Genomic DNA, 20,410 nt, shown 5'->3' on the forward strand with positions numbered 1-20,410 from the left:
CGATGGCGATACTGGTCAACAAGCATACCAAGGTCCTCTGCCAGGGCTTTACCGGCAAGCAGGGCACATTCCATTCCGAGCAGGCGCTGGCCTACGGCACCCAGATGGTGGGCGGCGTCACGCCGGGCAAGGGCGGTCAACGCCATCTCGACCTGCCCGTTTTCAATACCATGCGCGCCGCAGTGGGCGAAACGGGGGCCAATGCCTCGGTGATCTACGTGCCTCCCGCATTCGCCGCGGATTCCATCCTGGAAGCCTGCGATGCGGGCATCGAGCTGATCGTCTGCATTACCGAGGGCATACCGGTGCTGGACATGCTCAACGTCAAGGCGGCGCTCCAGGCCAACGGGGCCAGGCTGGTCGGCCCCAACTGTCCTGGCGTGATCACGCCGGACGAATGCAAGATCGGCATCATGCCCGGCAGCATCCACCTGCGCGGCAAGGTCGGCATCGTATCGCGCTCCGGCACCTTGACCTATGAAGCCGTGCACCAGACGACGGCGCTGGGCCTGGGGCAGTCCACTTGCGTCGGCATCGGCGGCGACCCGATCCGCGGCATGGATTTCGTCGATTGCCTCGAGCTGTTCGAGGCCGATCCGGAAACCGAGGCGATCATCATGGTGGGCGAGATCGGCGGCAGCGACGAAGAGGCGGCGGCGGAATACATCAAGCAATACGTGAGCAAGCCGGTCGCGGGTTACATTGCCGGCCAGACGGCGCCAGCGGGCAAGCGCATGGGGCATGCGGGCGCGATCATTTCCGGCGGCAGCGGCAAGGCCGAGGACAAGATCAGGGCATTGGAGCAAGCCGGGGTCGTGGTGGCCAGTTCGCCGGCGGGGCTGGGCGAAGCGGTCCAGGCCGCGATCAAGGCCAAGCAATAGGTATCGGGTAGGCAATTTGTGTTCAATTTATCAGCCATGGAAATCTCTATGTTGCGTCGTTTAACTGCAGTGGTGCTCTGTAGCGCATGGCTGGGCATGGCGGCAGCGCCCGCCATTGCGCAGGACCAGGTGCCTTACCTCCTGACCGTGTCGTCCAAGGGCGACCTTGCCACCGTCAAGTCATTGCTGAACAGCGGGGTCAATCCCAATACCAAGGATGCGGAGGGCATCACCGCCCTGATGTACGCGGCGCGCAAGGACAAGGCGGACGTCGCACGCGCCTTGCTGGAAAAAGGGGCCGACGTGAACGCCAAGGATGCGGGCGGCTGGACGGCGCTCATGTTCGCAGCCAAGAAGAACTTTGTCGCCACCGCCAAGGTGCTGCTCGAGCATGGCGCGGATGCCAAGGTGCGCGACGAGTCCGGTTGGAGCGCATTGGGCATGGCGGCAACCTCCGGCTACAGCGAAATGGTGGGCCTGTTGGTGGAGCGCGGCATCGACCCCAGCAGCAAGAGCGACGACGGCAAGAGCATCCTCATGTATGCCGCCAGAAACGGCGATATCGACACTATCAATACCCTGCTGGCCCAGGGCGCCGACATCGCCGCACGCGACCGTTTCGGCCTGACCGCGCTCATGTATGCGGCGCGCGAGGGCAACGCAGAGGCGACCGCATTGCTGCTCGACAAGGGGGCCAAGGTGGACGCCCAGGACAAGACCAAGTGGACAGCGCTGGGCTGGGCAGTCAAGAAGTCCCAGGAGGCAACGGCCAAGGTGTTGATCGAGAAGGGCGCCAACGTCAACCATAGGGATTCCGAAGGCACGCCCATCCTGCAATATGCAGTGAGCGAGGGCAATGTCGAGCTGGTCAAGCTGCTGCTGGCCAGCGGCGCCGACGTGAAGGCCAAGGACCAGTACGGCCTGACCGCGCTGGTCTACGCCCTGAAAGGCAAGAAACCCGAAATCGTGCAGTTGATCAAGGATGCAGGTGGCAGCTACTAAAGTGCAGTTATGCCGGATGCAGCAATGTCGCGGATGCCGGCTTTTGCAAATTGCAGGCGTGACATGAAGATCGCGGTTGCTCAACTCAACGCCACGGCCGGCGACCTGGCAGGCAATGCCGCCAGGATCGTCGAACAGGCCCTGTGTGCCGAAGCCGTCGGGGCGACCTTGCTGCTCTGTCCCGAACTGGCGTTGTCCGGATATTCTCCTGAGGACCTGCTGTTGCGGGACGATTTCAACCAGGCATGCGAGCGCGCGCTGCATGCCTTGGCGCAGGAGTTGCCCGCTGCATTGACCGTGGTGGTCGGGCATCCGCGCAAGCATCTTGGCAACCGCTATAACGCGGCCTCGGTGCTGGAGGGCGGCAAGGTCCGCCATACCTATCATAAAGAACTGCTGCCCAACGACAGCGTGTTCGACGAAGTGCGCTACTTTAGCGAGGGCAGCGAGGCGCTGGTCATCGACCACCGGGGCCACAGGCTCGGCATCGTGATCTGTGCCGACGTCTGGGCGCCCGAGCCCGCCCGCCGCGCGCGCGATGCGGGCGCGGACTTGCTGCTGGTGCTGAATGCCTCGCCGTATCACATCGGCAAGCAGCAGGAACGCCATGCCGTGGTGCGCGACCGCATCAAGGAAACCGGGTTGCCCGTGGTCTATGCCAACCTGGTCGGCGGCCAGGATGAGCTGGTATTCGACGGTGCGTCGTTCGTGATGAACGATGAAGGCACATTGACGCAGCAACTGCCGTCATTTGAGGAGGCATTGGGCATCGTGTCCTTCAGCGATGGTGCGCCCGAGCTGGGGGAGGTTCATCCTGTGCCCGAGTTGGAACCAGCGGTTTACCAGGCGCTGAGCCTGGGGTTCCGGGACTACGTCGTCAAGAACAATTTTCCCGGCGTGCTGCTTGGTTTGTCGGGAGGCATCGATTCCGCGCTGACATTGGCGATTGCCGTGGATGCGCTGGGTGCCGACAAGGTGCAGGCGGTGATGATGCCTTCGGAGTTCACGGCTTCCATCAGCATGGAGGATGCCCGTGCGATGGCGGCAGGGCTCGGCGTGCGCTATAGCGAGATTGCGATCGGCCCGGTATTCGAGTCGTTCTGCGCCGCATTGGCGCCGGAGTTTGCCGGCAAGCCGTTCGACACTGCGGAGGAAAACCTGCAGGCGCGCATTCGCGGCACCTTGCTGATGGCGATTTCCAACAAGTTCGGCGGCATCGTGGTGACTACCGGCAACAAGAGCGAGACTGCGGTAGGATATTCGACACTGTATGGCGATATGGCGGGCGGGTTTGCCTTGCTCAAGGACGTTTCCAAGACATTGGTCTACCAGCTGGCCAAATACCGGAATATGATCAGCCCGGTGATTCCGGAGCGTATCATCGTGCGGCCGCCGTCGGCCGAATTGCGCCATGGGCAGACCGATCAGGACAGCTTGCCGGATTACGCCGTGCTGGACGGTATCATGGAGGCTTACGTCGAGCACGACTATAGCTGGGAAGAGATACTGGCTCTGGGTTACCGTGAGCAGGATGTGCTCCGGGTCACCCGGTTGATTGACAGGAACGAGTACAAGCGGCGTCAAGCCCCTATTGGAGTCCGTGTGACGAAACGCGGGTTTGGCAAGGACAGGCGCTACCCATTGACCAACAAGTTCGCGTTCAATGGGTAGTTTCGAGACGGAAAGCAAACAGGAGAAGGAACAAGCGATGAAGAAAATTGAAGCAGTGATCAAGCCATTCAAGCTCGACGAGGTGCGCGAGGCGTTGTCCGAGATCGGGGCAAACGGGCTCACCGTGACCGAGGTGAAGGGTTTCGGCCGCCAGAAAGGCCATACCGAGCTTTACCGCGGCGCGGAGTATGTGGTGGATTTCCTGCCCAAGATCAAGGTCGAGCTGGTGGTGACCGACGATATCGTCGATGCGGCGGTGGAGTCCATCATCAAGGCCGCGCGTACCGGCAAGATTGGTGACGGCAAGATTTTTGTCACGCCCGTAGAGCAGATCATCCGTATCCGTACCGGCGAGACTGACGAGGCTGCCATCTAATTAGTCTACGCGTTCGTTTTACCCAAATGTTTGCCTTGAATGGAGGGTGAGCTGTGATCAAGATCAAGCAGATGCTGCATACCGGCATCATCGTGTCCGACATGGAGCGTTCGCGCGCCTTCTACGAGGGCGTGCTCGGCCTGGTGCCGAGCGACAAGCGCCCGCCATTGAGCTTTGACGGCGCCTGGTACGATATCGGCATCAACCAGTTGCACCTGATGGTCGTGCCCGACCCCTATGCCGATGCCGAGCTTCCCGCCCACGGAGGGCGCGACTACCACGTGGCCTTTGCCGTGGACGACGTGATGGAGATCAAGCAGGCATTGGACGAGGCCGGCGTGGAGTACACCATGAGCATGTCCGGGCGGGCGGCCTTGTTCTGCCGCGATCCCGACGGCAATGCGATCGAGTTCTCCGCCGTGAAGATGGATTGACCGCGCTGTTCATTGCGTCGATCAGTCTGGGAGCAACCGGCTGATCTTGTCGAGCAGACAAAAAAGCCTGGCATCATGCCAGGCTTTTTTTTGCGTTTAATGCTTTTCCTGCTGCCGGCTGAGCAGCGTGCCGGCGACGATGAGCGCCAGCACTATGCCTTGCGCGGTCAGTGTCTGGATGGTGGGGTGTATGCCCAGCAGCGGCAGGCTGAAGAAGTGGATGCGGTCTGCGGCAATGACGCCTGCCTCCTGCAACGCTGCGATGCCATTGCCTGCGAACACGACGGCCAGCAAGGCCAGCAGGCCTGCCGTGGCGGCAAAGAACTTGCCCAGCGGCAGGCGGACGCTGAATTTGAGGATCGCCCATGAGATGATCGCCAGCAGGACGGCGGCCGCTACGATGCCGCCGACCACGGCGCCCTGGCCTTCCGCTCCTGCCTGCGCCCACAGCGCCTGGTAGAACAGGATGACCTCGAACAGCTCACGGTATACCGCGAGGAACGACACCCCGGCAATAGCCCACCAGGTGCGCTTGTTGAGCGCGGCGGTCACGTGGTGGCTGATGAATTGTTGCCAGGCGTGGGCGTGCGACTTGCTGTGCAGCCAGTAGCCCACGTACAGCAGCATGGCGGCGGCAACCAGCGCGGTGACGCCCTCTGTCATCTCGCGGCCCGCGCCGGAGATGGTGAGCAGGTAGCTGGCGACGAACCAGGTGACGCCGCCCAGCACGACGGCGAAGATCCAGCCGAGGTGGAAGTAGGGCAGGGCATCACGCCTGCCGGTCTTGCTGATGAAGGCGCTCAATGCGGCGAGGATCAGGATGGCTTCCAGCCCTTCGCGCAACAGGATCAATAGCGAGCTGACGAACGCGGTCACGCCGGTCAGGCTGCCGGACCCCAGCCTTTCATCGGCTTCGTCGAGCAGGTCGTTGATCCGATCGATTTGCGCTTCGACTTCATCAGCGCCGGCATTGCGCGCGATGGCGCTGCGCAGATCCATCATGTGGCGCTCGATATCGAGGCGGAGCGGCTTGTCGATGTTGTCCAGGCTGTTTTCCACCAACTCGAAACCTTCGAGGTAGGCGCTGATGGCATGCTGGCGCGCATTGGCATAGTCGCCATCGCGATAGGCTGCCAGCGCGGCCTCCAGCTTGCTGCGCGAAATGTTGAGCGGATTGCCGGCAACCGCCTGCAACGCGGACGGCTGTGCGGCAAGGTAGGTTTGCACGTCGCTGAGGCCGGCCTGCTCAAGCTCGGCAGGGGCCTGCATCACCAGTTGCTTCAGGCTGCCCAGTTCCGTCTTGCCGCGGCCCTGTTGCCATGATTGCTCGCCAGCGGCCTTCTGCTCGTCGGTGGCGCGCAAGATGCTCACATAGAACGCCAGGCTCCAGCGGTCGGCCTCGGGCAGCTGCGCATAGGATTGCATGGGGGTGCCGTTCACGCCCAGAGTGATGGTGTTGTACAGGCCGTAGATGCTGCGCATGCGCATGCGGTCCTGGTCGTGGAAATTGCTGGGTTCCGGCTCCAGCCCCTTTGCCAGCGGGCCATCCCCGTGGCCGGTGGCGCCGTGGCAGGCGGTGCAGGTTTCGCCGAACAATTGCGCGCCGCGGTTGAGGTCGGGAATGTCCTTGGGCGCGACGGTAATCTTGTACGCCTGGATCACGGCAAGGCGCAGGTTGTTGGCAGTTGCCGATACGGCTTCGCCTTCCGCTTTTGCCAGAATCTGCTCGCGCAGCTTTGCCGCCTGCTTGAGCAATTCCGCCTGCTGGGCAACGGCAGGCAGTTCCGAAATCAAGTTGGCGGACTGGGTGGCGAACTCGAGCTGTTCTTCATATTCCTCGGGGTTGAGCACTTCGCCGCCCTGCACGAACTCTGGGTAGTCCACGCTGACGTAATCCAGCATATGCACCGCAGTCTGCGCTTTTTCTTCGTTGGTGACGGCAAATGCAGGGTGATAGCTGGCCAGCCAGATCAAGCTGCCGATCACAAGCATGTGCAAGGGGGGCAACAGGCGGGACAGGGCAATGGGTATCATGAGATATAACCTTGTTTTAATGCAGGTGCGGGTAATGTCGTATTTTATCAACTTATGGCAAGCCAGTCCTGGCGCAGTTGATCCTGTTCCGGTTTGCGTTTGTCGCCCACGGCGAGCGTGACGTCGGCCAGCGCATGATCGCGCGGCTTGATGACGGTCGTCATGAGTTCGTCGCGGCGGAAGAAATGCAGGCCGATTGGGTTGCGCCCGCGCTTGAGCTGCTGCTTGAGCCCTTTGGCGCTGGCCTTCAGCTTGTCTTGCGCGACGAGCACGTCGCCTGCCGCCAGCCCTGCCTGTTCAGCCGCGCTGCCGCTGAAGACATGGCTGATGCGGGTGTCGTCGTTCGCGAGCTGCAGGCCCAGCCATTGGCGTACCAGGTCGGCATCGCCGGTTTTGGGAGCCGTATAGCGGATGCCGAATTTCGACAGCAGCTTTTCCAGCGGCGGGTCTTCGCAGCCTTGCACGCAGTCGCGGAACAGCGAGGCGAGCCTGTCGCCGCAGGTTTCCCTGATCAATTCCTGCATGCTGCCTTCATCTACGAGCATGCCGTGTTTGAAGTTTTTCCAGAGCGCCAGCATGACGTCGTCGAGCGAGCGCCCCTTGAGCCGCAGGCTGAGGTCTATCGCCAAGGCGACCAGCGAGCCCTTGAGGTAATAGCTGACCTGGCTGTTGGGCGTGTTTTCATCGGGTTTGTAGAGCTTGATCCAGGTGTCGAAGCTGGACTCCTCCAGCGACTGTACTCGGCGCCCCGGCGTGCGCAGGTAGCGCGTGAGGTCCTTGCTCAACGCGGCGAGGTATTCCTGCTCGCTCATGAGGCCGCTGCGCACCAGCGCCAGGGTGTCGTAATAGGCGGTGAAGCCCTCGAACACCCATAATAGGCGCGTGTAGGCCTCGCGGCTGAGGTCCAGGTTGGCAAAGGCGCTGGGGCGGATGCGCTTGACGTGCCAGGCATGGAAATACTCATGGCTGCACAGGCCGAGAAAGTCCTGGTATTGCTGCCGGTCGTGCTGTTCATGCTTTACCGGCAGCCAGCTGCGCGGGCAGATCAGGCTGGTGGAGTCGCTATGCTCCAGGCCGCCGTACTGGTTGTCGGCTGCGGCATAAAGCAGGAAGTCGTAGCGCTTGAACGGGGCCTCGCCGAAAAAGCGGATATGGTGTTCGCAGATTTTCTTCAGGTCGCGGCTGATGGCTTTGAGGTCTGCTTCGTGCCTGCCCGAGACGACCAGGCGGTGCGGCACGCCCATGGCCTTGAACTCCGCAATCGCCAAGGTGCCGATCTCGACCGGGTAGTCGATCAAGGCCTGGTAGTCGCTCGCCTCGTAGAGGCCGAAGCCGTTCGAGCTAGTTTTGTGGGCCGGCAGCGTGGTGGCGATGGTCCAGCCTGCATAGGCCTTGCCCGGATGGTGGATTTCGACACTGCAATGTTCCTGCTCTTGCCCGGCTACTTGCAGGAACAGGCTGCTGCCGTTGAAGTAGGCGCGGGTGTGGTCGAGGTAGGCGGTGCGTACCGAGAGGTCGTAGGCGTACACCTGGTAGCGGATGACGAGCGGGTGCTTGCAAGGCGCTGCGACCCAGGTGCTTTTGTCGACTTTGCGCAGCTCGACTTCTTGCCCATCGCTGCTTGCATTGATACTGACGATGTGGCGCGCGAAATCTCTGACCAGGTAGCTGCCGGGTAGCCAGGCCGGCAACGACAGGCGCTGGCCTTCGGCTGCCGGGTGGGCGATGCGGCATTCCAGCTCGAACAAGTGGCTTTGCGGCGTATCGAAACGCACGTCATAGTGGATATTGTGTGGCTTCATTGGCAGTAAGCTCGATCAGGTCAGTATCAATATGAAAAAAGCCCGCCGCCGGGCGGGCTTTTCCGTGTCAAGCAGAGTGTTGCTTAAGGATTACTTGGCGACAGTGGCGCCGGCGGGAGCCTCGATCTTGGCCTTGCTGCGCAGGTCGGTCAGCAGTTTTTCCAGGTTGCGCTGTTGCAGCTGCTTTTGCAGGCCTTCCTTCACGTCATCGTAGGAAGGCGGTTGCGTGGTGCGGGTGTCTTCCAGCTTGATCACATGCCAGCCGAACTGGGTCTGCACCGGCGCGGTGGTGTACTTGCCCTTTTGCAGCTTGGCGACGGCATCGCTGAACGGCTTCACCATGCCGGCCGGTGCGAACCAGCCCAGGTCGCCGCCTTTTTCCTGTGAGCCGGGGTCCTTGGATTTTTCCTTGGCCAGCTTGGCGAAATCACCGCCCTTGCCGAGCTGGGCGATGATGTCCTTGGCTTCGGCCTCGGTTGGCACCAGGATGTGGCGCGCGCTGTATTCCTTGTCGCCCAGCTCCTGTTTGTATTTCTCGTATGCCAGCTTGGTATCGGCCTCGCTCACGGGATGCTTCTTGATGTAGTCCTGCAGGAAGGTGTTGACCAGCAGTTCGCGGCGGGTCAGCTCTTCCTTGGCAAGGTAGTCAGGCTGCTTGTCCAGGCCAGTGCGCTGTGCTTCCTGGTAGATCAGTTCACTGCCGATCAGCTTGTTGATGATGACGTTCTTGACGTTGTCGTCCACATTCTGACCGCGGGAAGAGGCTTCCTTGGCAATGTAATCGTACAGGGATTGCTTGATCGGCTTGCCGTTGACGGTGGCAACGCTGCCGTTGGCGCCAGCAGCAAAAGCGGGTTGCAGGACACCGAAGGCAACCGTGGCAAGCAGGGCGCTGGTAGTGAGTTTCATGAGAATTCCTTGGCTGGTTAAAATGGATGTCATAAAGTTGAGCGTGCTAACGTATCAGTCAATTGTGACAACAGGAGGTTCATCTGCCGCAATCGCCTGGATGCTGAGCGCATGTATTTTCTGTGGGATCAGGTCGCCCAGTATTGCATAAACCTGGCGGTGCCGCATGACCTGGGACTTGCCGGAAAATTGAGCGCTGGCAATGGTCACGAAGAAATGCCCGCCGCCGTTGTTGCCGGCGTGGCCCCTGTGTAGGGCGCTGTCGTCACGGATATCTAGAGTGGTGGGTTCCAGTATCGAGAGTCTGCTGCGGATTTCTTCTGTCAGGGTCATGCTGGCAATGTCTTGCGAAAAGGTTTGACTGTGACAGCCGAATAAACGCCTGCGTTCACGAACGGGTCGTCATTGGCCCAGGCTTGCGCAGCCTCCAGGCTGTCGAACTCCGCCACGATCAGGCTGCCGGTGAAGCCGGCCGGGCCCGGGTCATTGCTGTCAGTCGCGGGAAAGGGGCCGGCCAGCAACAGGCGGCCCGCGTCCTGCAACGCCTTCAGACGCTCAAGGTGGGGAGGACGGGCAGCCAGGCGCTTTTCCAGGCTGTCGGGGGCGTCTTCCGCGATGATGGCGTACCACATTATTTCTTATCCTGTTCAATGATGTGCTTGTTGAGCAGCAGGGTCTGGCCGATCACGAACACAAACATCAGGCCCATGGTGCCAAACAGCTTGAAATCCACCCAGAGGTCGGTGGAATAGTTGAAGGCGACATATAGGTTGAGGAAACCCAGCAGCAAGAAGAACATCGCCCATGCCAGGTTGAGGCGGCTCCAGATCGGGTCCGGCATGGCAATCTGCTTTTCCATGAAGCTGCGGATCAGGTTGCGTTTGAACAGCCATTCGCTGCCCAGCAGGCCGACGGTGAATACCCAGTAGAGGATGGTGGGTTTCCATTTGATGAAGCTTTCATCGTGCAGCCACAGGGTGGCGCCGCCAAACACCACGATGATGACGCCGCTCATGATCAGCGCGTTGTCCACCTTGCCGGTCCTGGCCTTGGCCCAGACGATCTGGGCGATGGTGGCGACAATCGCAGCGGCAGTGGCTTCGTAAATGCCGAACAGCTTGTAAACGATGAAAAAAAGAATAACCGGGAATAGATCGTAAAGAAACTTCATGTGTCGTCCGCAGGCCGTGCGCTAGGGTGCATCGGGATTAGGTTTTAAGTTGATGCGGTATTTTGCTATGATTCGGCAAGACTAACAAGCTGTACTGCCAACCCGCCTCCATGCCATCCCTTATCGACTTGCATAGTCACTCCACGGTTTCTGATGGATTGCTCGCGCCGGAGGCGCTGGTGGCGCATGCCGCGGAGCAGGGCGTGAAGGTATTATCCCTGACGGATCATGACGATACGGCAGGCCTGGCGGCGGCTGCCAGCGCGGCGGCCGGGCACGGCATGCAGTTCATCAATGGGGTGGAAATTTCCGTCACCTGGCGCAGGCGCACCATCCATGTCGTGGGTTTGAGGGTGGATCCGGACTATGCCCCGTTGCGCGACGGGCTTGAAAAAATCCGCGCAGGACGCCATGTACGTGCGGAAGGCATTGCCGCCAGCCTGGAGAAATTCGGCATCAGCGGCAGCCTGGAGGGCGCCTACGCCCATGCCGGACAAGGCATCATCGGACGCGCGCATTTTGCGCGTTACCTGATCGAGCAAGGATACGCCTCCAATATGAAGAGCATATTCAAGCGCTACTTGGTCAAGGGCAAGCCAGGCTATTTCGAGCATCACTGGGCCACGCTGGAGGAGGTCGTCGCCTGGATCAACGGCAGCGGCGGCATGGCGGTGCTCGCACATCCCGGCCGCTACGATATCGGGCGAAGCAATATGCTGTTATTGTTGGAAGAGTTCCGCAACCTGGGCGGCGAGGCGATCGAGGTCGTCACCGGCAGCCATACCGCGGACCAGTTCCAGGAGTACGCGAAGCTTGCGCATATGTTCGGCCTCAAGTCCTCCATGGGATCCGATTACCACGGCCCGGGCCATGGCTATATTGAAATGGGCCGGCTGCCGGATTTGCCGCGCGGCTGCATCCCGGTCTGGCAGGATTGGCCGGAAACCCGATCGCTTAACAGTTAAGGTAGAGTCAAGTTGGCGCAATATTTTGTTATTCATCCTGAAAACCCGCAGACGCGGCTGATCAACCAGGCGGTTGCCATCCTGCGCGATGGCGGCGTGATCGCCTATCCCACCGATTCCAGCTATGCGCTTGGCTGCATGCTGGGCAACAAGGATGCGCAGGACCGCATCCGCGCCATCCGCGGCGTGGACGACAGCCATCATTTCACGCTGGTCTGCCGCAACCTGGCCGAGCTTTCCACCTATGCCCAGGTGGACAACAGCCAATTCCGGTTATTGAAAGCCAATACGCCGGGGCAATATACCTTCATCCTCAAGGCCACGCGCGAAGTGCCGCGCCGCTTGCAGCATCCCAAGCGCAGCACCGTGGGCCTGCGGGTGCCGCAGCATGCCGTCACCCTGGCATTGCTGGAAGAGCTGAACGAACCGATGTTGAGCATGACGCTGCAACTGCCCGGAGACGACGCGCCCCTCAATGAAGCCTGGGAAATCCGCGACCAGCTGGAGCACCAGGTGGAACTGGTGATCGATGCCGGCGCATGTTCGATCGCCCCGACCACGGTGATTGACCTGACGGCGGAAAGCCCCAGCCTGATCCGCCTGGGTGCGGGCGATCCAGCGCCGTTCGGATTGGAGGCATGATGGAGCTTACCCTGATCCAGAAAATCGCCATCTACGCCTTGCCGGTGATTTTCGCGATTACCGTGCATGAGGCGGCGCATGGCTACATTGCCCGCTATTTCGGCGACACCACGGCGGAAAGTATGGGCCGGATTACGCTCAATCCGATCAAGCACATCGACCCGATAGGCACCATCCTGGTTCCGGCATTGCTGGTGCTTTCCGGCACCGGCTTCCTGTTCGGCTGGGCCAAGCCGGTGCCTGTCGATTATGCGCGCCTGCGCAACCCCAAGCACGACATGCGTTGGGTGGCGGCTGCAGGCCCTGCGTCGAATTTCCTCATGGCGATTTTCTGGGCGATGGTCTACAAGTTTGCCACCACCATCTCGGGCGATTTCGCCATGCCGCTCAGCCTGATGGGGCAGGCCGGCATCCTGGTCAACGTGGTCCTGATGGTGCTCAACCTGCTGCCATTGCCGCCGTTGGATGGCGGCAGGATCGCGGTCAGCCTGATGCCCAACCAGATGGCGTACAAATTTGCCCAGGTCGAGCGCTACGGCTTTATCATTCTGCTGGTATTGATGTTCACTGGCATCCTGTCCAAGATCATGATGCCCTTCATCATGCTCTTGCTGGCAATGTTTGCCGGTATTTTCAGCTGAACTATCAAACCAGGAATCAGCAGACCAATAATCACCAAGGAGGCTGTATGGCGATGCGGATTGCGCTCTGGTGCCGGCCTGACTCCACGGCTTGCCTGCGAGCTGCCTGCCCATTGAGGGCCGTGTGAACAATGGCGACGCAACTTGCATTCGATGTCCGCATCTATGGCGAACAGCTGGACACCATCCCGCAGGATCTCTATATCCCGCCGGATGCGCTCGAAGTCTACCTCGAGGCCTTCGAGGGCCCGCTGGACCTGCTGCTGTACCTGATCCGCAAGCACAACCTCGATATCCTCGATATCCCCATGGCGCAACTGACTCGCCAATACATGGAGTATGTCGAGAAAATGCGCGAAAGCAAGCTCGAATTGGCGGCGGAATATTTGCTCATGTCGGCGATGTTGATCGAGATCAAGTCGCGCATGCTGCTGCCCAAGCCGGAAAGCATAGAGCAGGAAGAAGACCCGCGCGCCGAGCTGGTGCGGCGCCTGATGGAATATGAGGCGATCAAGCTGGCGGCGGAGCGGCTGGACGCCTTGCCGGTGGCCGGCCAGGAAATCCAGGTGGCGCGCGCCTATTACGAACATATTGCCGAGACGGTCTGGCCCGAGGTCAGCTTCGACGAGCTGATGGCTGCCTGGCAATCGGTGCTCAAGCGCGCGAGCCATTTCCAGCACCACAAGGTCGGTCGTGCCGAGCTTTCGGTGCGCGAGCACATGAGCCTGGTATTGCGCCGCCTGCAGCAGGAATCGCTGGTGGAGTTCACTGCCTTGTTCGATATAGAAAACGAAGGCCTGCCCACGCTGGTGGTGTATTTCCTTGCCATACTCGAGCTGGCGCGCGAGGGCCTGGTACGCATCACCCAGCAGGAACCCTTCAGCCCGATTTACCTGCAGGCGGCAGACATGCCGCTGGCGAGCGTCAACTAAGCCATGAGCGCATCGCAAAACATCAGCGAAATGAAGCAGGTGCTCGAGGCCGTGTTGCTGACGGCGGGGGAACCGCTGTCGCTGGACATGTTGTTGCGCCCGTTCGAAGGCCGCATGGAGCGCGCCACCTTGCGCATGCTGCTCGACGAGTTGCGCCAGGAGTGGCAGGGCCGCAGCATGGAGCTGGTGCAGGTGGCGAGCGGCTGGCGCTTCCAGGCGCGCGCCGACCTTGCCCCCTTTATCGCCCGCCTCAATCCCGAGCGGCCGATGCGCTATTCGCGCGCCGCCCTTGAAACGTTGGCGATCATTGCCTACCGCCAGCCGGTCACGCGCGGCGATATCGAGGAAATCCGCGGCGTGGCGGTCAATCCTAACATCATGCGCCAGTTCCTCGAGCGCAACTGGATCGATGTCGTCGGACAACGCGACGTGCCGGGGCGGCCTTCGCTCTATGCGACCACCAAGACTTTCCTCGATGATCTTGGCTTGCGCTCCTTGTCCGAATTGCCGCCCATCCAGCATTTCACCCAGCAGGAAATTCCGCTCGATATCGGATAATCTGTGCCAGGGCGGCGGAATGAACGCGCTCTGGCTTATAATACGCGCAATACTCTCAAGGTCGATTCCATGGCACGCCCGTTCAAGCAACAACGCAATCCCCGCAATACCTCTCCTGCCAAGCCTGCAGCGGCAGATCCCAATGCCGTGCCGCAAAGGCTGCACAAGCTCCTGGCGCTGGCCGGCCTGGGCTCGCGCCGCGAGATGGAAACCTTGATTGCGAGCGGCCGCATCACCATCAATGGCAAGACCGCGGAAGTAGGGGCCAGCGTGGTGCCCAGCGACGTGGTGCGCATGGACAGTCGCCCGCTGCACCTGCCGTTCGAGCCGGAGTTGCCGCAAGTGCTGCTGTACCACAAGCCGGAGGGCGAGATCGTGAGCCAGGGCGACCCGGAAAATCGGGCTACCGTGTTCGACAAATTGCCACGCATCCGCAACGGCAAGTGGATCGCGATCGGCCGTCTGGACATGAACACGTCGGGGCTACTGATCTTTACCACCTCCGGCGAGCTGGCAAACCGCTTCATGCATCCGCGCTACGAAGTGGAGCGCGAGTACGCCGTGCGTATTTTTGGCGAACTCACCGACGGCGAGATGGCGCAGCTCACCTACGGCATCGAGCTGGACGACGGCCCGGCCAATTTCGATAGCATCCGCCCGCAGGGCGGCGAGGGCGCCAACCACTGGTACGAGGTGATCCTGCGCGAGGGCCGCAACCGCGAAGTGCGCCGCTTGTTCGAGGCGTTTCAGAAACCCGTGAGCCGCCTGATCCGCGTGCGCTTCGGCCCGGTCAACCTGCCGCCCCGCCTCAAGCGCGGGCAGATGCTGCACCTGGGCGTCAAGGAAGTCATCGGGCTGATGGAGTGGGCCGAGCTGGCGGTGCCCAAGGGGCCTGCGCGCCAGTTGACCCCGCGTGAGAAGGAAAAGCTGGGCAAGGTATTCACCCCTAAGGCGAAAAGGTCGCGGTTCGATCTAGAAGCCGGCTTGGAAAGCAGGGGACCAAGGCGCGTAACCAAGACGCGTGAAGAGGGAATACGGCAGGAACTGGAAAAGCAGCAACCAGTCCGCAGGTCGCGTTCCCGGCATGGCGCCGTCGAGCCTGAGGAAGCGCAACGTCCTGCAAGGCAGCCTAAACAGGCTGCCAAGCCTGCGCGCAAACCGGCAAACCGCCGTATTCGGCAGGCTGCAGATATCGCGCCGGCAAAGCAGCCCGCAGGCAAGCGCGCGAAGCGCTAGGGCAAAGTTGTGAACAAGCTCTTAGAACAGCAGCAAGTCGACAGCAAGCAAGCTGCCGGCCAACGCCACTGCAATGGCCAATACCGAGGATAGCCAGGGCAAGGCCAGCTGAGGGACATCCTCGGGCGGCAATGTTTGGACGTAGCGGCGATGGTTGTACTGCGCGCAGAGAATCACGGCCGCGCCGCTGAGGACGAGCAGCAGGCCGAGCAGGTCAGAGAGCCAGCGGTGCGAATTGAGGTGTTCCACCTGGCCGGGCGCGAGCAGGGTGAGGAACAGGCCGAAGCGCGCCACGACGAACCCCAGCGCCATGAGCGTGAGGCCGGAACGCAGCCATGCCAGCAGGGTGCGTTCGGCAGCGAAGAATACTCTTGGATCTGACACGGATGATCCTGTTTAAGGCAATTGTTCTTTGGTCAGCAGGAAGACGAATTCGTTGCCCGAGTCCACCTCCAGCCAGGTAAACGGCAAATGGGGATACGCCTCCAGCAATGCGTCGCGGTTGTGGCCGATTTCCACTACCAGCAGGCCGTTGTCGTTCAGGTGCTTCTTGGCTTCATGCAGCAGGGTTTGCGTGTGGTCCAGCCCCGCGGCGCCGCTGCCCAGCGCGATCTGCGGCTCGTTGCGGTATTCCTGCGGCAACAGTTCCATGGAAGGCGCGTCCACATAGGGCGGATTGCTGATGATGAGGTCGTAAGTCTTGCCTTGCAGGTTGCTGAACATATCGGACTCCACGGCGCTGATCTGGTCTTCCAGGCCGTAGTTGCGGATATTGATGTTCGCCACCGCCAGCGCGTCGGGGGAGATGTCCACGACGTCGATCTGGGCGTTGGGGAAGGCATTCGCGAGCAGCACGCCAAGACAGCCGCTGCCGGTACAGATGTCAGCGGCGCTTTCCACCATTTCCGGATATTCGACCCAGGGGTTGAGGCTGTCCTCCAGCAGTTCGGCAATGAACGAACGCGGCACGATGACGCGTTCGTCCACGTAGAACTTGAAGCCCTTGAGCCATGCCTCGTTGACCAGGTAGGCGGTCGGGGTGCGGTCGGTGATGCGGCGGCGGATCAGTTCTTTCAGGCGGGTGCGTTCCGGCGGCAGCAGGCGCGCATCCAGGAAGTTGTCCAGGGTGTCGTGCGGCAGGTGCAGTGACGACAGGATCAGCCATACAGCTTCGTCATAGGCATTGTCGGTGCCGTGGCCGAAAAAGATGCTGGATTCTTCGAAGCGGCTGACGGCGAAACGCAGCCAGTCGCGGATGGTGTGGAGTTCTTCAGTAATGCCGGGGAATCTCATCATTTCAATAGCGCTTCCAGGGTGAGCTTGTATGCATGCTGCAGGGGTTCTATGTCCGCGACGGCAACGCATTCGTTGAGTTTGTGGATGGTCGCGTTGAGCGGGCCGAATTCGACGATTTGGGCGGCAATGTCGGCAATGAAGCGGCCGTCGGAGGTGCCGCCGCTGGTGGAAAGCTCGGGCGTGACGCCGAATGCCTGTTCAATCGCGGACGAAATGGCAGTGACCAGGGAGCCTTTCGGTGTCAGGAACGGTTTGCCGGAGAGCTCCCAGGCCAGGTCGTAGTCCAGCTGGTGGCTGTCGAGGATGGCATGGACGCGCTGCTTGAGGTTTTCGGCAGTGCTCGCGGTGGAGAACCTGAAGTTGAACAGGATCTCGACTTCGCCGGGCACGACGTTGGTGGCGCCGGTGCCGCCATGGATGTTGGATATCTGCCAGGAGGTAGGCGGGAAGTATTCGTTGCCTTCATCCCATACGGTGTCGGCCAGCTCCTTGATCGCAGGCGCAGCCATGTGGATCGGGTTTTTCACCAGGTGGGGGTAGGCGATATGGCCTTGTATCCCCTTGACGGTCAGCCTGCCTGAGAGCGAGCCGCGGCGGCCGTTCTTGATCATGTCGCCGCCGACCTTGCTGGAGGTTGGCTCGCCGACGATACAGTAATCGATCAGCTCGTTGCGCGCCTTGAGGGTTTCGACCACCTTGACGGTGCCGTTGACTGCCACGCCTTCTTCATCCGAAGTGATGATGAGGCCGATCGAGCCGGGATGGTCGGGATGGTCTGCCACGAAGGCTTCGATTGCAGTGATGAAGGCCGCCAGCGAGGTCTTCATGTCGGCAGCGCCCCGGCCGTACAACATGCCGTCCTTGACGGTGGGTTCGAACGGCGGGGTATGCCATTGCTCTACCGGGCCGGTAGGGACGACATCCGTATGTCCGGCAAACACCAGCAACGGGCCGGTATTGCCGCGACGTGCGTAGAAATTGTCCACATCGCCGAAGCGCAGGCGTTCAACGGTGAAGCCCAACGGCTCCAGGCGGGAGATCAGCAGCGCCTGGCAGCCTTCGTCGCTGGGAGTGACGGATTGGCGGGCAATCAGGTCCTTGGCTAGCTCCAGCGTCCTGCTCATGCATTGAACAGCTTGGCATAAGCTGCCTCGGTGAAGCCTAAGCTGAGCACCTGTTCGCCCTTGACCAGCACCGGACGCTTGATGACGGAAGTCTTTTCCTGCATGAGCCGGATGGCGGAAGCGTCGTCGGTAACCGCCGCCTTTTCCGCCTCGCTCAAACCGCGCCAGGTCATGCCTGCCCGGTTCACCAGTTTTTCCCACTCCATCTGGCTGAGCCAGTGCTTGAGCGTTTCTTCACTGATGCCGGATTTCTTGAAATCATGGAATTCGTAAGCAACGCCGTGCTCGTCCAGCCAGGTGCGCGCTTTCTTCACCGTATTGCAGTTGGGGATACCGTAGAGCTTCATGTATATGCATCTTGATGACTATGGATCCCTGCATTTTACACTAGCGCGCTGGCGTGAGGCCCTCGGTCGTCATCGCGGGGTATGTAGACCATGCGATTTCTTCAGGCTGGGTTTTTTCCTGCGGCGATGCGAACTTGCTGGACATCAGGAACTCGATCAACTGTGCCTGATGCACGGGGTTGGCACAGAAAAATCCTTGGATTTCGTTGCATTCCAGGGACAGCAGTGCATTGCGCTCGTCCTCATTGCTCACATGCTCTGCCGCTACCTTGAGGTTCTGGGTATGCGCCAACTCAATGATCGCGCCGGCAATGGCACGGGTTTTCTGGTTGCTGATGAGTGCATGGGTAAAGCTGCGGTCCAGCTTGAGCGCTTTCAGGCCCAGATGCTTTATGTAGGGCAGGCTAGAAAAGCGCGTGCCGAAATTTTCCAGGCTGATCTTGAGGCTGATGGCAGGCAGCTGTTTGAGCAGGTCGGTGTAATGCTCTGGCTGTTGCATGAAGTCCGACTCAGCCACTTCCAGGATCAACGCGTCGGCCGGCAGCCTGAAGTGGCTCAGCTTGGCCGCGACCTGTCGCTGAATATCGGGAAAACGCAATTGCATGGAAGTGAGCGGCAGGTAGACCGGCACATGGATGCGCTGCTGGCGCAATGTATTTACGACGCGGTAGCTTTGTTCCAGCACCCAGGCATTGATGTCATCGATCAGGCCGATGTTTTCCGCCATGGGAGCGAAGGTGGCGGCGGGGATGGCGCCTTTGGTCGGATGCAGCCAGCGGGGTTGTATTTCCAGCCCGGTGATGGTGTTGCCGATGATGTCCATGCGCGGTTCGAAGTAGAGCACCATTTCCCCATTCTCGATCGCGTGGCGCAGCTCCTGCCGGGTTTCCAGCAGGTCGAAGGAAGAGGGTTCCAGCCGGTCGTCGAACAGGCGGAAACCATGGTTGTCGCTGGGCTGCACGCGGTGCATGGCAGCTTCGGCATAAGTCAGCAGCCGATCGGCATCACCGTGCTTGGGGTACAAGGACAGCCCGGCCCTGGCTTCGAGCGTGATGTCATGGCGGTCAATGCGGAATGTGGTGTTCAGCGACTGCATGATTCTTTCCATGACAGGCATGATGTCATGTTCGTGCTTGATGTCCTCGAAGAGGACGAGAAACTCTTCCGATCCGTTGTAAGCCGCCATGTCGCAACCGCGAATGGTGTCCTGGATGCGCTTTGCCGCCGAGCGCAGGATTTCATCGCTGATATGCTGGCCTAATTCCTGTTTGATCAGCTTCAGGTTGTCGAGCTTGATGATGGCGACGGCCAGTGCCGTGCCGAGCCTTGCAGTGCGGCGGACACCAATACTCAGGTGATGTTGGAAATAGCGGTGGTTAGGGAGCTGGGTCAGGTTATCCAGCATGCTCATGCGGCTGAGCTTGTCCTGCGTGTCTGCATGCAACCAATTGCCCTTGTCGCGGTGGCGCGAATTCACGATGGTCAGGATGGCGGCAAGCATGATCAAGGTACAGATACCCAGTGCGATAATCACCGAAAACAAGCCGGGCTGCGATGTGGATGCCGCGGTCAAGACAACGTGAGGCGGAATCTCGACTGCAGCCATCGCGGTAAAGTGAGTGCAGGCAATACCGCCCGCCATTATCGTGGCAGCGTAAAGCTGCGAGCTGAGGCTGGACTTCCTGGATTGGTGGTCATGAAACATGCGGGCCAGGGCCAGTATCGAGATGGCGATGGCAATGCTGACGGATAATGCCAGCAATGTCTTATTGTAGGTGATCTCGGGATACATCTGCATGGCATGCATGCCGGTGTAGTGCATGCCGCTGATGCCCAGCCCCATCACCACTCCGGCAACAATCAGCATCTGCAGCTTGAGGTCGGGCCTGCTGGCGATATCCAGCGTGAGCCATGAGACGCTGACGGCAATCAGCCAGGACAATACGGTGTCGTCGAGCATGGACTCCATCGGAGTAGGCAGGGACCATGCGAGTATGCTGATGAAGTGCATGGCCCAGATGCCCGAGCCCATGGCGACGGCTCCCAATCCCATCCACGCCTTGGCGGATCGGCCTTGATTGCGGACAACACGATTGGTGAACATGAACGCAGCCATCGATGAGATGAATGCAATCACAATCGAGAGCAGCACCAGTTTGTAATCGTAATCGCCTGTCATGGTTATCCTTATATCCTGCAAAAAAATGTGGATTCGATATCAATATGGCAACTTTTATGCCGTCAGGAAAAAACGGGACAGGGGATGGGGTGCTGGAATGATTTTCTTGTATTTTTTATATAAAACAGGGTCTTATTTTTTTATTCTTTGAAGGTGACGCTGGATGGAAAACAATAAAAAACCTGCCAGTGGCAGGTTTTTGTTGGAGCT

General features: G+C 60.3%; 22 protein-coding genes. 11 read left to right on the forward strand and 11 right to left on the reverse strand.

Annotation, left to right across the window (positions count from 1 at the left end):
- Window positions 1-2: 2 nt before the first annotated feature.
- From sucD to ACKF11_RS10105, 5 genes are all read left to right on the forward strand, one after another.
- Window positions 3-881: a succinate--CoA ligase subunit alpha gene (gene sucD / locus ACKF11_RS10085; protein ID WP_407993811.1), complete on the forward strand. Its 879-nt coding sequence runs from the start codon at window positions 3-5 to the stop codon at window positions 879-881.
- Between the two features lie 48 nt (window positions 882-929).
- The gene (locus tag ACKF11_RS10090; RefSeq protein ID WP_407993810.1) at window positions 930-1,883 is read left to right on the forward strand and encodes an ankyrin repeat domain-containing protein; all 954 of its coding nucleotides are present in this window, start codon (window positions 930-932) and stop codon (window positions 1,881-1,883) included.
- 63 nt (window positions 1,884-1,946) lie between these two features.
- Entirely contained in the window at window positions 1,947-3,554 is a 1,608-nt protein-coding gene (locus ACKF11_RS10095; RefSeq protein WP_407996953.1) for an NAD+ synthase, read from the forward strand.
- A gap of 37 nt (window positions 3,555-3,591) precedes the next feature.
- Window positions 3,592-3,930, forward strand: coding sequence for a P-II family nitrogen regulator (locus ACKF11_RS10100; protein ID WP_309566749.1), 339 nt, complete (start codon window positions 3,592-3,594; stop codon window positions 3,928-3,930).
- A gap of 53 nt (window positions 3,931-3,983) precedes the next feature.
- Window positions 3,984-4,364, forward strand: a complete 381-nt coding sequence (locus ACKF11_RS10105; RefSeq protein WP_407996954.1) for a VOC family protein — start codon at window positions 3,984-3,986, stop codon at window positions 4,362-4,364.
- A gap of 96 nt (window positions 4,365-4,460) precedes the next feature.
- On the opposite strand, the gene ACKF11_RS10110 is transcribed toward ACKF11_RS10105, so the two are convergent.
- The 6 genes from ACKF11_RS10110 to ACKF11_RS10135 all read right to left on the reverse strand — a co-directional run bounded on the left by ACKF11_RS10110 (window position 4,461) and on the right by ACKF11_RS10135 (window position 10,280).
- The gene (locus ACKF11_RS10110) at window positions 4,461-6,398 is read right to left on the reverse strand and encodes an FTR1 family protein (protein ID WP_407996955.1); all 1,938 of its coding nucleotides are present in this window, start codon (window positions 6,396-6,398) and stop codon (window positions 4,461-4,463) included.
- Between the two features lie 47 nt (window positions 6,399-6,445).
- Window positions 6,446-8,200 carry a M61 family metallopeptidase gene (locus tag ACKF11_RS10115; protein WP_407996956.1) on the reverse strand — a complete coding sequence of 585 codons (1,755 nt, stop codon included), beginning with the start codon at window positions 8,198-8,200 and terminating at the stop codon, window positions 6,446-6,448.
- A gap of 90 nt (window positions 8,201-8,290) precedes the next feature.
- Window positions 8,291-9,142, reverse strand: a complete 852-nt coding sequence (locus ACKF11_RS10120) for a peptidylprolyl isomerase (protein WP_407996957.1) — start codon at window positions 9,140-9,142, stop codon at window positions 8,291-8,293.
- 21 nt (window positions 9,143-9,163) lie between these two features.
- Window positions 9,164-9,442, reverse strand: coding sequence for a BolA family protein (locus ACKF11_RS10125; protein ID WP_407996958.1), 279 nt, complete (start codon window positions 9,440-9,442; stop codon window positions 9,164-9,166).
- On the reverse strand, window positions 9,439-9,741 hold the full coding sequence (locus ACKF11_RS10130; protein WP_407996959.1) for a YciI family protein: 303 nt from the start codon (window positions 9,739-9,741) through the stop codon (window positions 9,439-9,441). Before ACKF11_RS10130 ends, ACKF11_RS10125 begins: the two co-directional genes overlap by 4 nt.
- Entirely contained in the window at window positions 9,741-10,280 is a 540-nt protein-coding gene (locus ACKF11_RS10135; protein ID WP_407996960.1) for a septation protein A, read from the reverse strand. The genes ACKF11_RS10130 and ACKF11_RS10135 overlap by 1 nt, the downstream gene beginning before the upstream one ends.
- A 110-nt stretch (window positions 10,281-10,390) precedes the next feature.
- On the opposite strand from ACKF11_RS10135, the gene ACKF11_RS10140 reads away from it, so the two are divergent.
- The 6 genes from ACKF11_RS10140 (at window position 10,391) to ACKF11_RS10165 (ending at window position 15,254) form a co-directional block, all read left to right on the forward strand.
- A complete protein-coding gene (locus ACKF11_RS10140) occupies window positions 10,391-11,245 on the forward strand; it encodes a 3',5'-nucleoside bisphosphate phosphatase (protein ID WP_309566757.1) in 855 nt (284 codons plus the stop codon).
- A 12-nt stretch (window positions 11,246-11,257) separates the two neighbouring features.
- On the forward strand, window positions 11,258-11,887 hold the full coding sequence (locus tag ACKF11_RS10145) for an L-threonylcarbamoyladenylate synthase (RefSeq protein WP_407996961.1): 630 nt from the start codon (window positions 11,258-11,260) through the stop codon (window positions 11,885-11,887).
- Window positions 11,887-12,528, forward strand: a complete 642-nt coding sequence (locus tag ACKF11_RS10150) for a site-2 protease family protein (protein ID WP_407997169.1) — start codon at window positions 11,887-11,889, stop codon at window positions 12,526-12,528. The genes ACKF11_RS10145 and ACKF11_RS10150 overlap by 1 nt, the downstream gene beginning before the upstream one ends.
- A gap of 131 nt (window positions 12,529-12,659) precedes the next feature.
- The gene (locus ACKF11_RS10155; protein WP_407996962.1) at window positions 12,660-13,460 is read left to right on the forward strand and encodes a segregation and condensation protein A; all 801 of its coding nucleotides are present in this window, start codon (window positions 12,660-12,662) and stop codon (window positions 13,458-13,460) included.
- A 3-nt stretch (window positions 13,461-13,463) separates the two neighbouring features.
- On the forward strand, window positions 13,464-14,018 hold the full coding sequence (gene scpB, locus ACKF11_RS10160; RefSeq protein ID WP_407993799.1) for an SMC-Scp complex subunit ScpB: 555 nt from the start codon (window positions 13,464-13,466) through the stop codon (window positions 14,016-14,018).
- 69 nt (window positions 14,019-14,087) lie between these two features.
- Entirely contained in the window at window positions 14,088-15,254 is a 1,167-nt protein-coding gene (locus ACKF11_RS10165; protein WP_407996963.1) for a pseudouridine synthase, read from the forward strand.
- A 21-nt stretch (window positions 15,255-15,275) separates the two neighbouring features.
- On the opposite strand, the gene ACKF11_RS10170 is transcribed toward ACKF11_RS10165, so the two are convergent.
- Genes ACKF11_RS10170 through ACKF11_RS10190 form a run of 5 tightly spaced genes read right to left on the reverse strand, consistent with a single transcriptional unit; the run spans window position 15,276 to window position 20,200 of the window.
- Window positions 15,276-15,638, reverse strand: a complete 363-nt coding sequence (locus ACKF11_RS10170; protein ID WP_309566762.1) for a YidH family protein — start codon at window positions 15,636-15,638, stop codon at window positions 15,276-15,278.
- Window positions 15,639-15,650: 12 nt separating this feature from the next.
- On the reverse strand, window positions 15,651-16,550 hold the full coding sequence (gene prmB / locus ACKF11_RS10175; RefSeq protein WP_309566763.1) for a 50S ribosomal protein L3 N(5)-glutamine methyltransferase: 900 nt from the start codon (window positions 16,548-16,550) through the stop codon (window positions 15,651-15,653).
- Window positions 16,547-17,674, reverse strand: coding sequence for a succinyl-diaminopimelate desuccinylase (gene dapE / locus ACKF11_RS10180; RefSeq protein ID WP_407996964.1), 1,128 nt, complete (start codon window positions 17,672-17,674; stop codon window positions 16,547-16,549). The genes prmB and dapE overlap by 4 nt, the downstream gene beginning before the upstream one ends.
- The gene (locus tag ACKF11_RS10185; RefSeq protein WP_407996965.1) at window positions 17,671-18,021 is read right to left on the reverse strand and encodes an ArsC family reductase; all 351 of its coding nucleotides are present in this window, start codon (window positions 18,019-18,021) and stop codon (window positions 17,671-17,673) included. The genes dapE and ACKF11_RS10185 overlap by 4 nt, the downstream gene beginning before the upstream one ends.
- Window positions 18,022-18,061: 40 nt before the next feature.
- Window positions 18,062-20,200, reverse strand: coding sequence for a putative bifunctional diguanylate cyclase/phosphodiesterase (locus ACKF11_RS10190; protein ID WP_407996966.1), 2,139 nt, complete (start codon window positions 20,198-20,200; stop codon window positions 18,062-18,064).
- Between the last annotated feature and the right edge of the window lie 210 nt (window positions 20,201-20,410).

It is taken from the genome of Methylobacillus draconifructus (assembly GCF_045984385.1).
Classification (GTDB): Bacteria; Pseudomonadota; Gammaproteobacteria; order Burkholderiales; family Methylophilaceae; genus Methylobacillus; species Methylobacillus flagellatus_A.

What these genes read in the sequence shown, in the direction of transcription:
- sucD (WP_407993811.1), top strand. Translation starts at nt 3, where the DNA reads ATGGCGATACTGGTCAACAAGCATACCAAGGTCCTCTGCCAGGGCTTT.
- ACKF11_RS10090 (WP_407993810.1), top strand. Translation starts at nt 930, where the DNA reads ATGTTGCGTCGTTTAACTGCAGTGGTGCTCTGTAGCGCATGGCTGGGC.
- ACKF11_RS10095 (WP_407996953.1), top strand. Translation starts at nt 1,947, where the DNA reads ATGAAGATCGCGGTTGCTCAACTCAACGCCACGGCCGGCGACCTGGCA.
- ACKF11_RS10100 (WP_309566749.1), top strand. Translation starts at nt 3,592, where the DNA reads ATGAAGAAAATTGAAGCAGTGATCAAGCCATTCAAGCTCGACGAGGTG.
- ACKF11_RS10110 (WP_407996955.1), bottom strand. Translation starts at nt 6,398, where the DNA reads ATGATACCCATTGCCCTGTCCCGCCTGTTGCCCCCCTTGCACATGCTT.
- ACKF11_RS10115 (WP_407996956.1), bottom strand. Translation starts at nt 8,200, where the DNA reads ATGAAGCCACACAATATCCACTATGACGTGCGTTTCGATACGCCGCAA.
- ACKF11_RS10120 (WP_407996957.1), bottom strand. Translation starts at nt 9,142, where the DNA reads ATGACATCCATTTTAACCAGCCAAGGAATTCTCATGAAACTCACTACC.
- ACKF11_RS10125 (WP_407996958.1), bottom strand. Translation starts at nt 9,442, where the DNA reads ATGACCCTGACAGAAGAAATCCGCAGCAGACTCTCGATACTGGAACCC.
- ACKF11_RS10130 (WP_407996959.1), bottom strand. Translation starts at nt 9,741, where the DNA reads ATGTGGTACGCCATCATCGCGGAAGACGCCCCCGACAGCCTGGAAAAG.
- ACKF11_RS10135 (WP_407996960.1), bottom strand. Translation starts at nt 10,280, where the DNA reads ATGAAGTTTCTTTACGATCTATTCCCGGTTATTCTTTTTTTCATCGTT.
- ACKF11_RS10140 (WP_309566757.1), top strand. Translation starts at nt 10,391, where the DNA reads ATGCCATCCCTTATCGACTTGCATAGTCACTCCACGGTTTCTGATGGA.
- ACKF11_RS10150 (WP_407997169.1), top strand. Translation starts at nt 11,887, where the DNA reads ATGGAGCTTACCCTGATCCAGAAAATCGCCATCTACGCCTTGCCGGTG.
- ACKF11_RS10155 (WP_407996962.1), top strand. Translation starts at nt 12,660, where the DNA reads ATGGCGACGCAACTTGCATTCGATGTCCGCATCTATGGCGAACAGCTG.
- scpB (WP_407993799.1), top strand. Translation starts at nt 13,464, where the DNA reads ATGAGCGCATCGCAAAACATCAGCGAAATGAAGCAGGTGCTCGAGGCC.
- ACKF11_RS10165 (WP_407996963.1), top strand. Translation starts at nt 14,088, where the DNA reads ATGGCACGCCCGTTCAAGCAACAACGCAATCCCCGCAATACCTCTCCT.
- prmB (WP_309566763.1), bottom strand. Translation starts at nt 16,550, where the DNA reads ATGATGAGATTCCCCGGCATTACTGAAGAACTCCACACCATCCGCGAC.
- dapE (WP_407996964.1), bottom strand. Translation starts at nt 17,674, where the DNA reads ATGAGCAGGACGCTGGAGCTAGCCAAGGACCTGATTGCCCGCCAATCC.
- ACKF11_RS10185 (WP_407996965.1), bottom strand. Translation starts at nt 18,021, where the DNA reads ATGAAGCTCTACGGTATCCCCAACTGCAATACGGTGAAGAAAGCGCGC.
- ACKF11_RS10190 (WP_407996966.1), bottom strand. Translation starts at nt 20,200, where the DNA reads ATGACAGGCGATTACGATTACAAACTGGTGCTGCTCTCGATTGTGATT.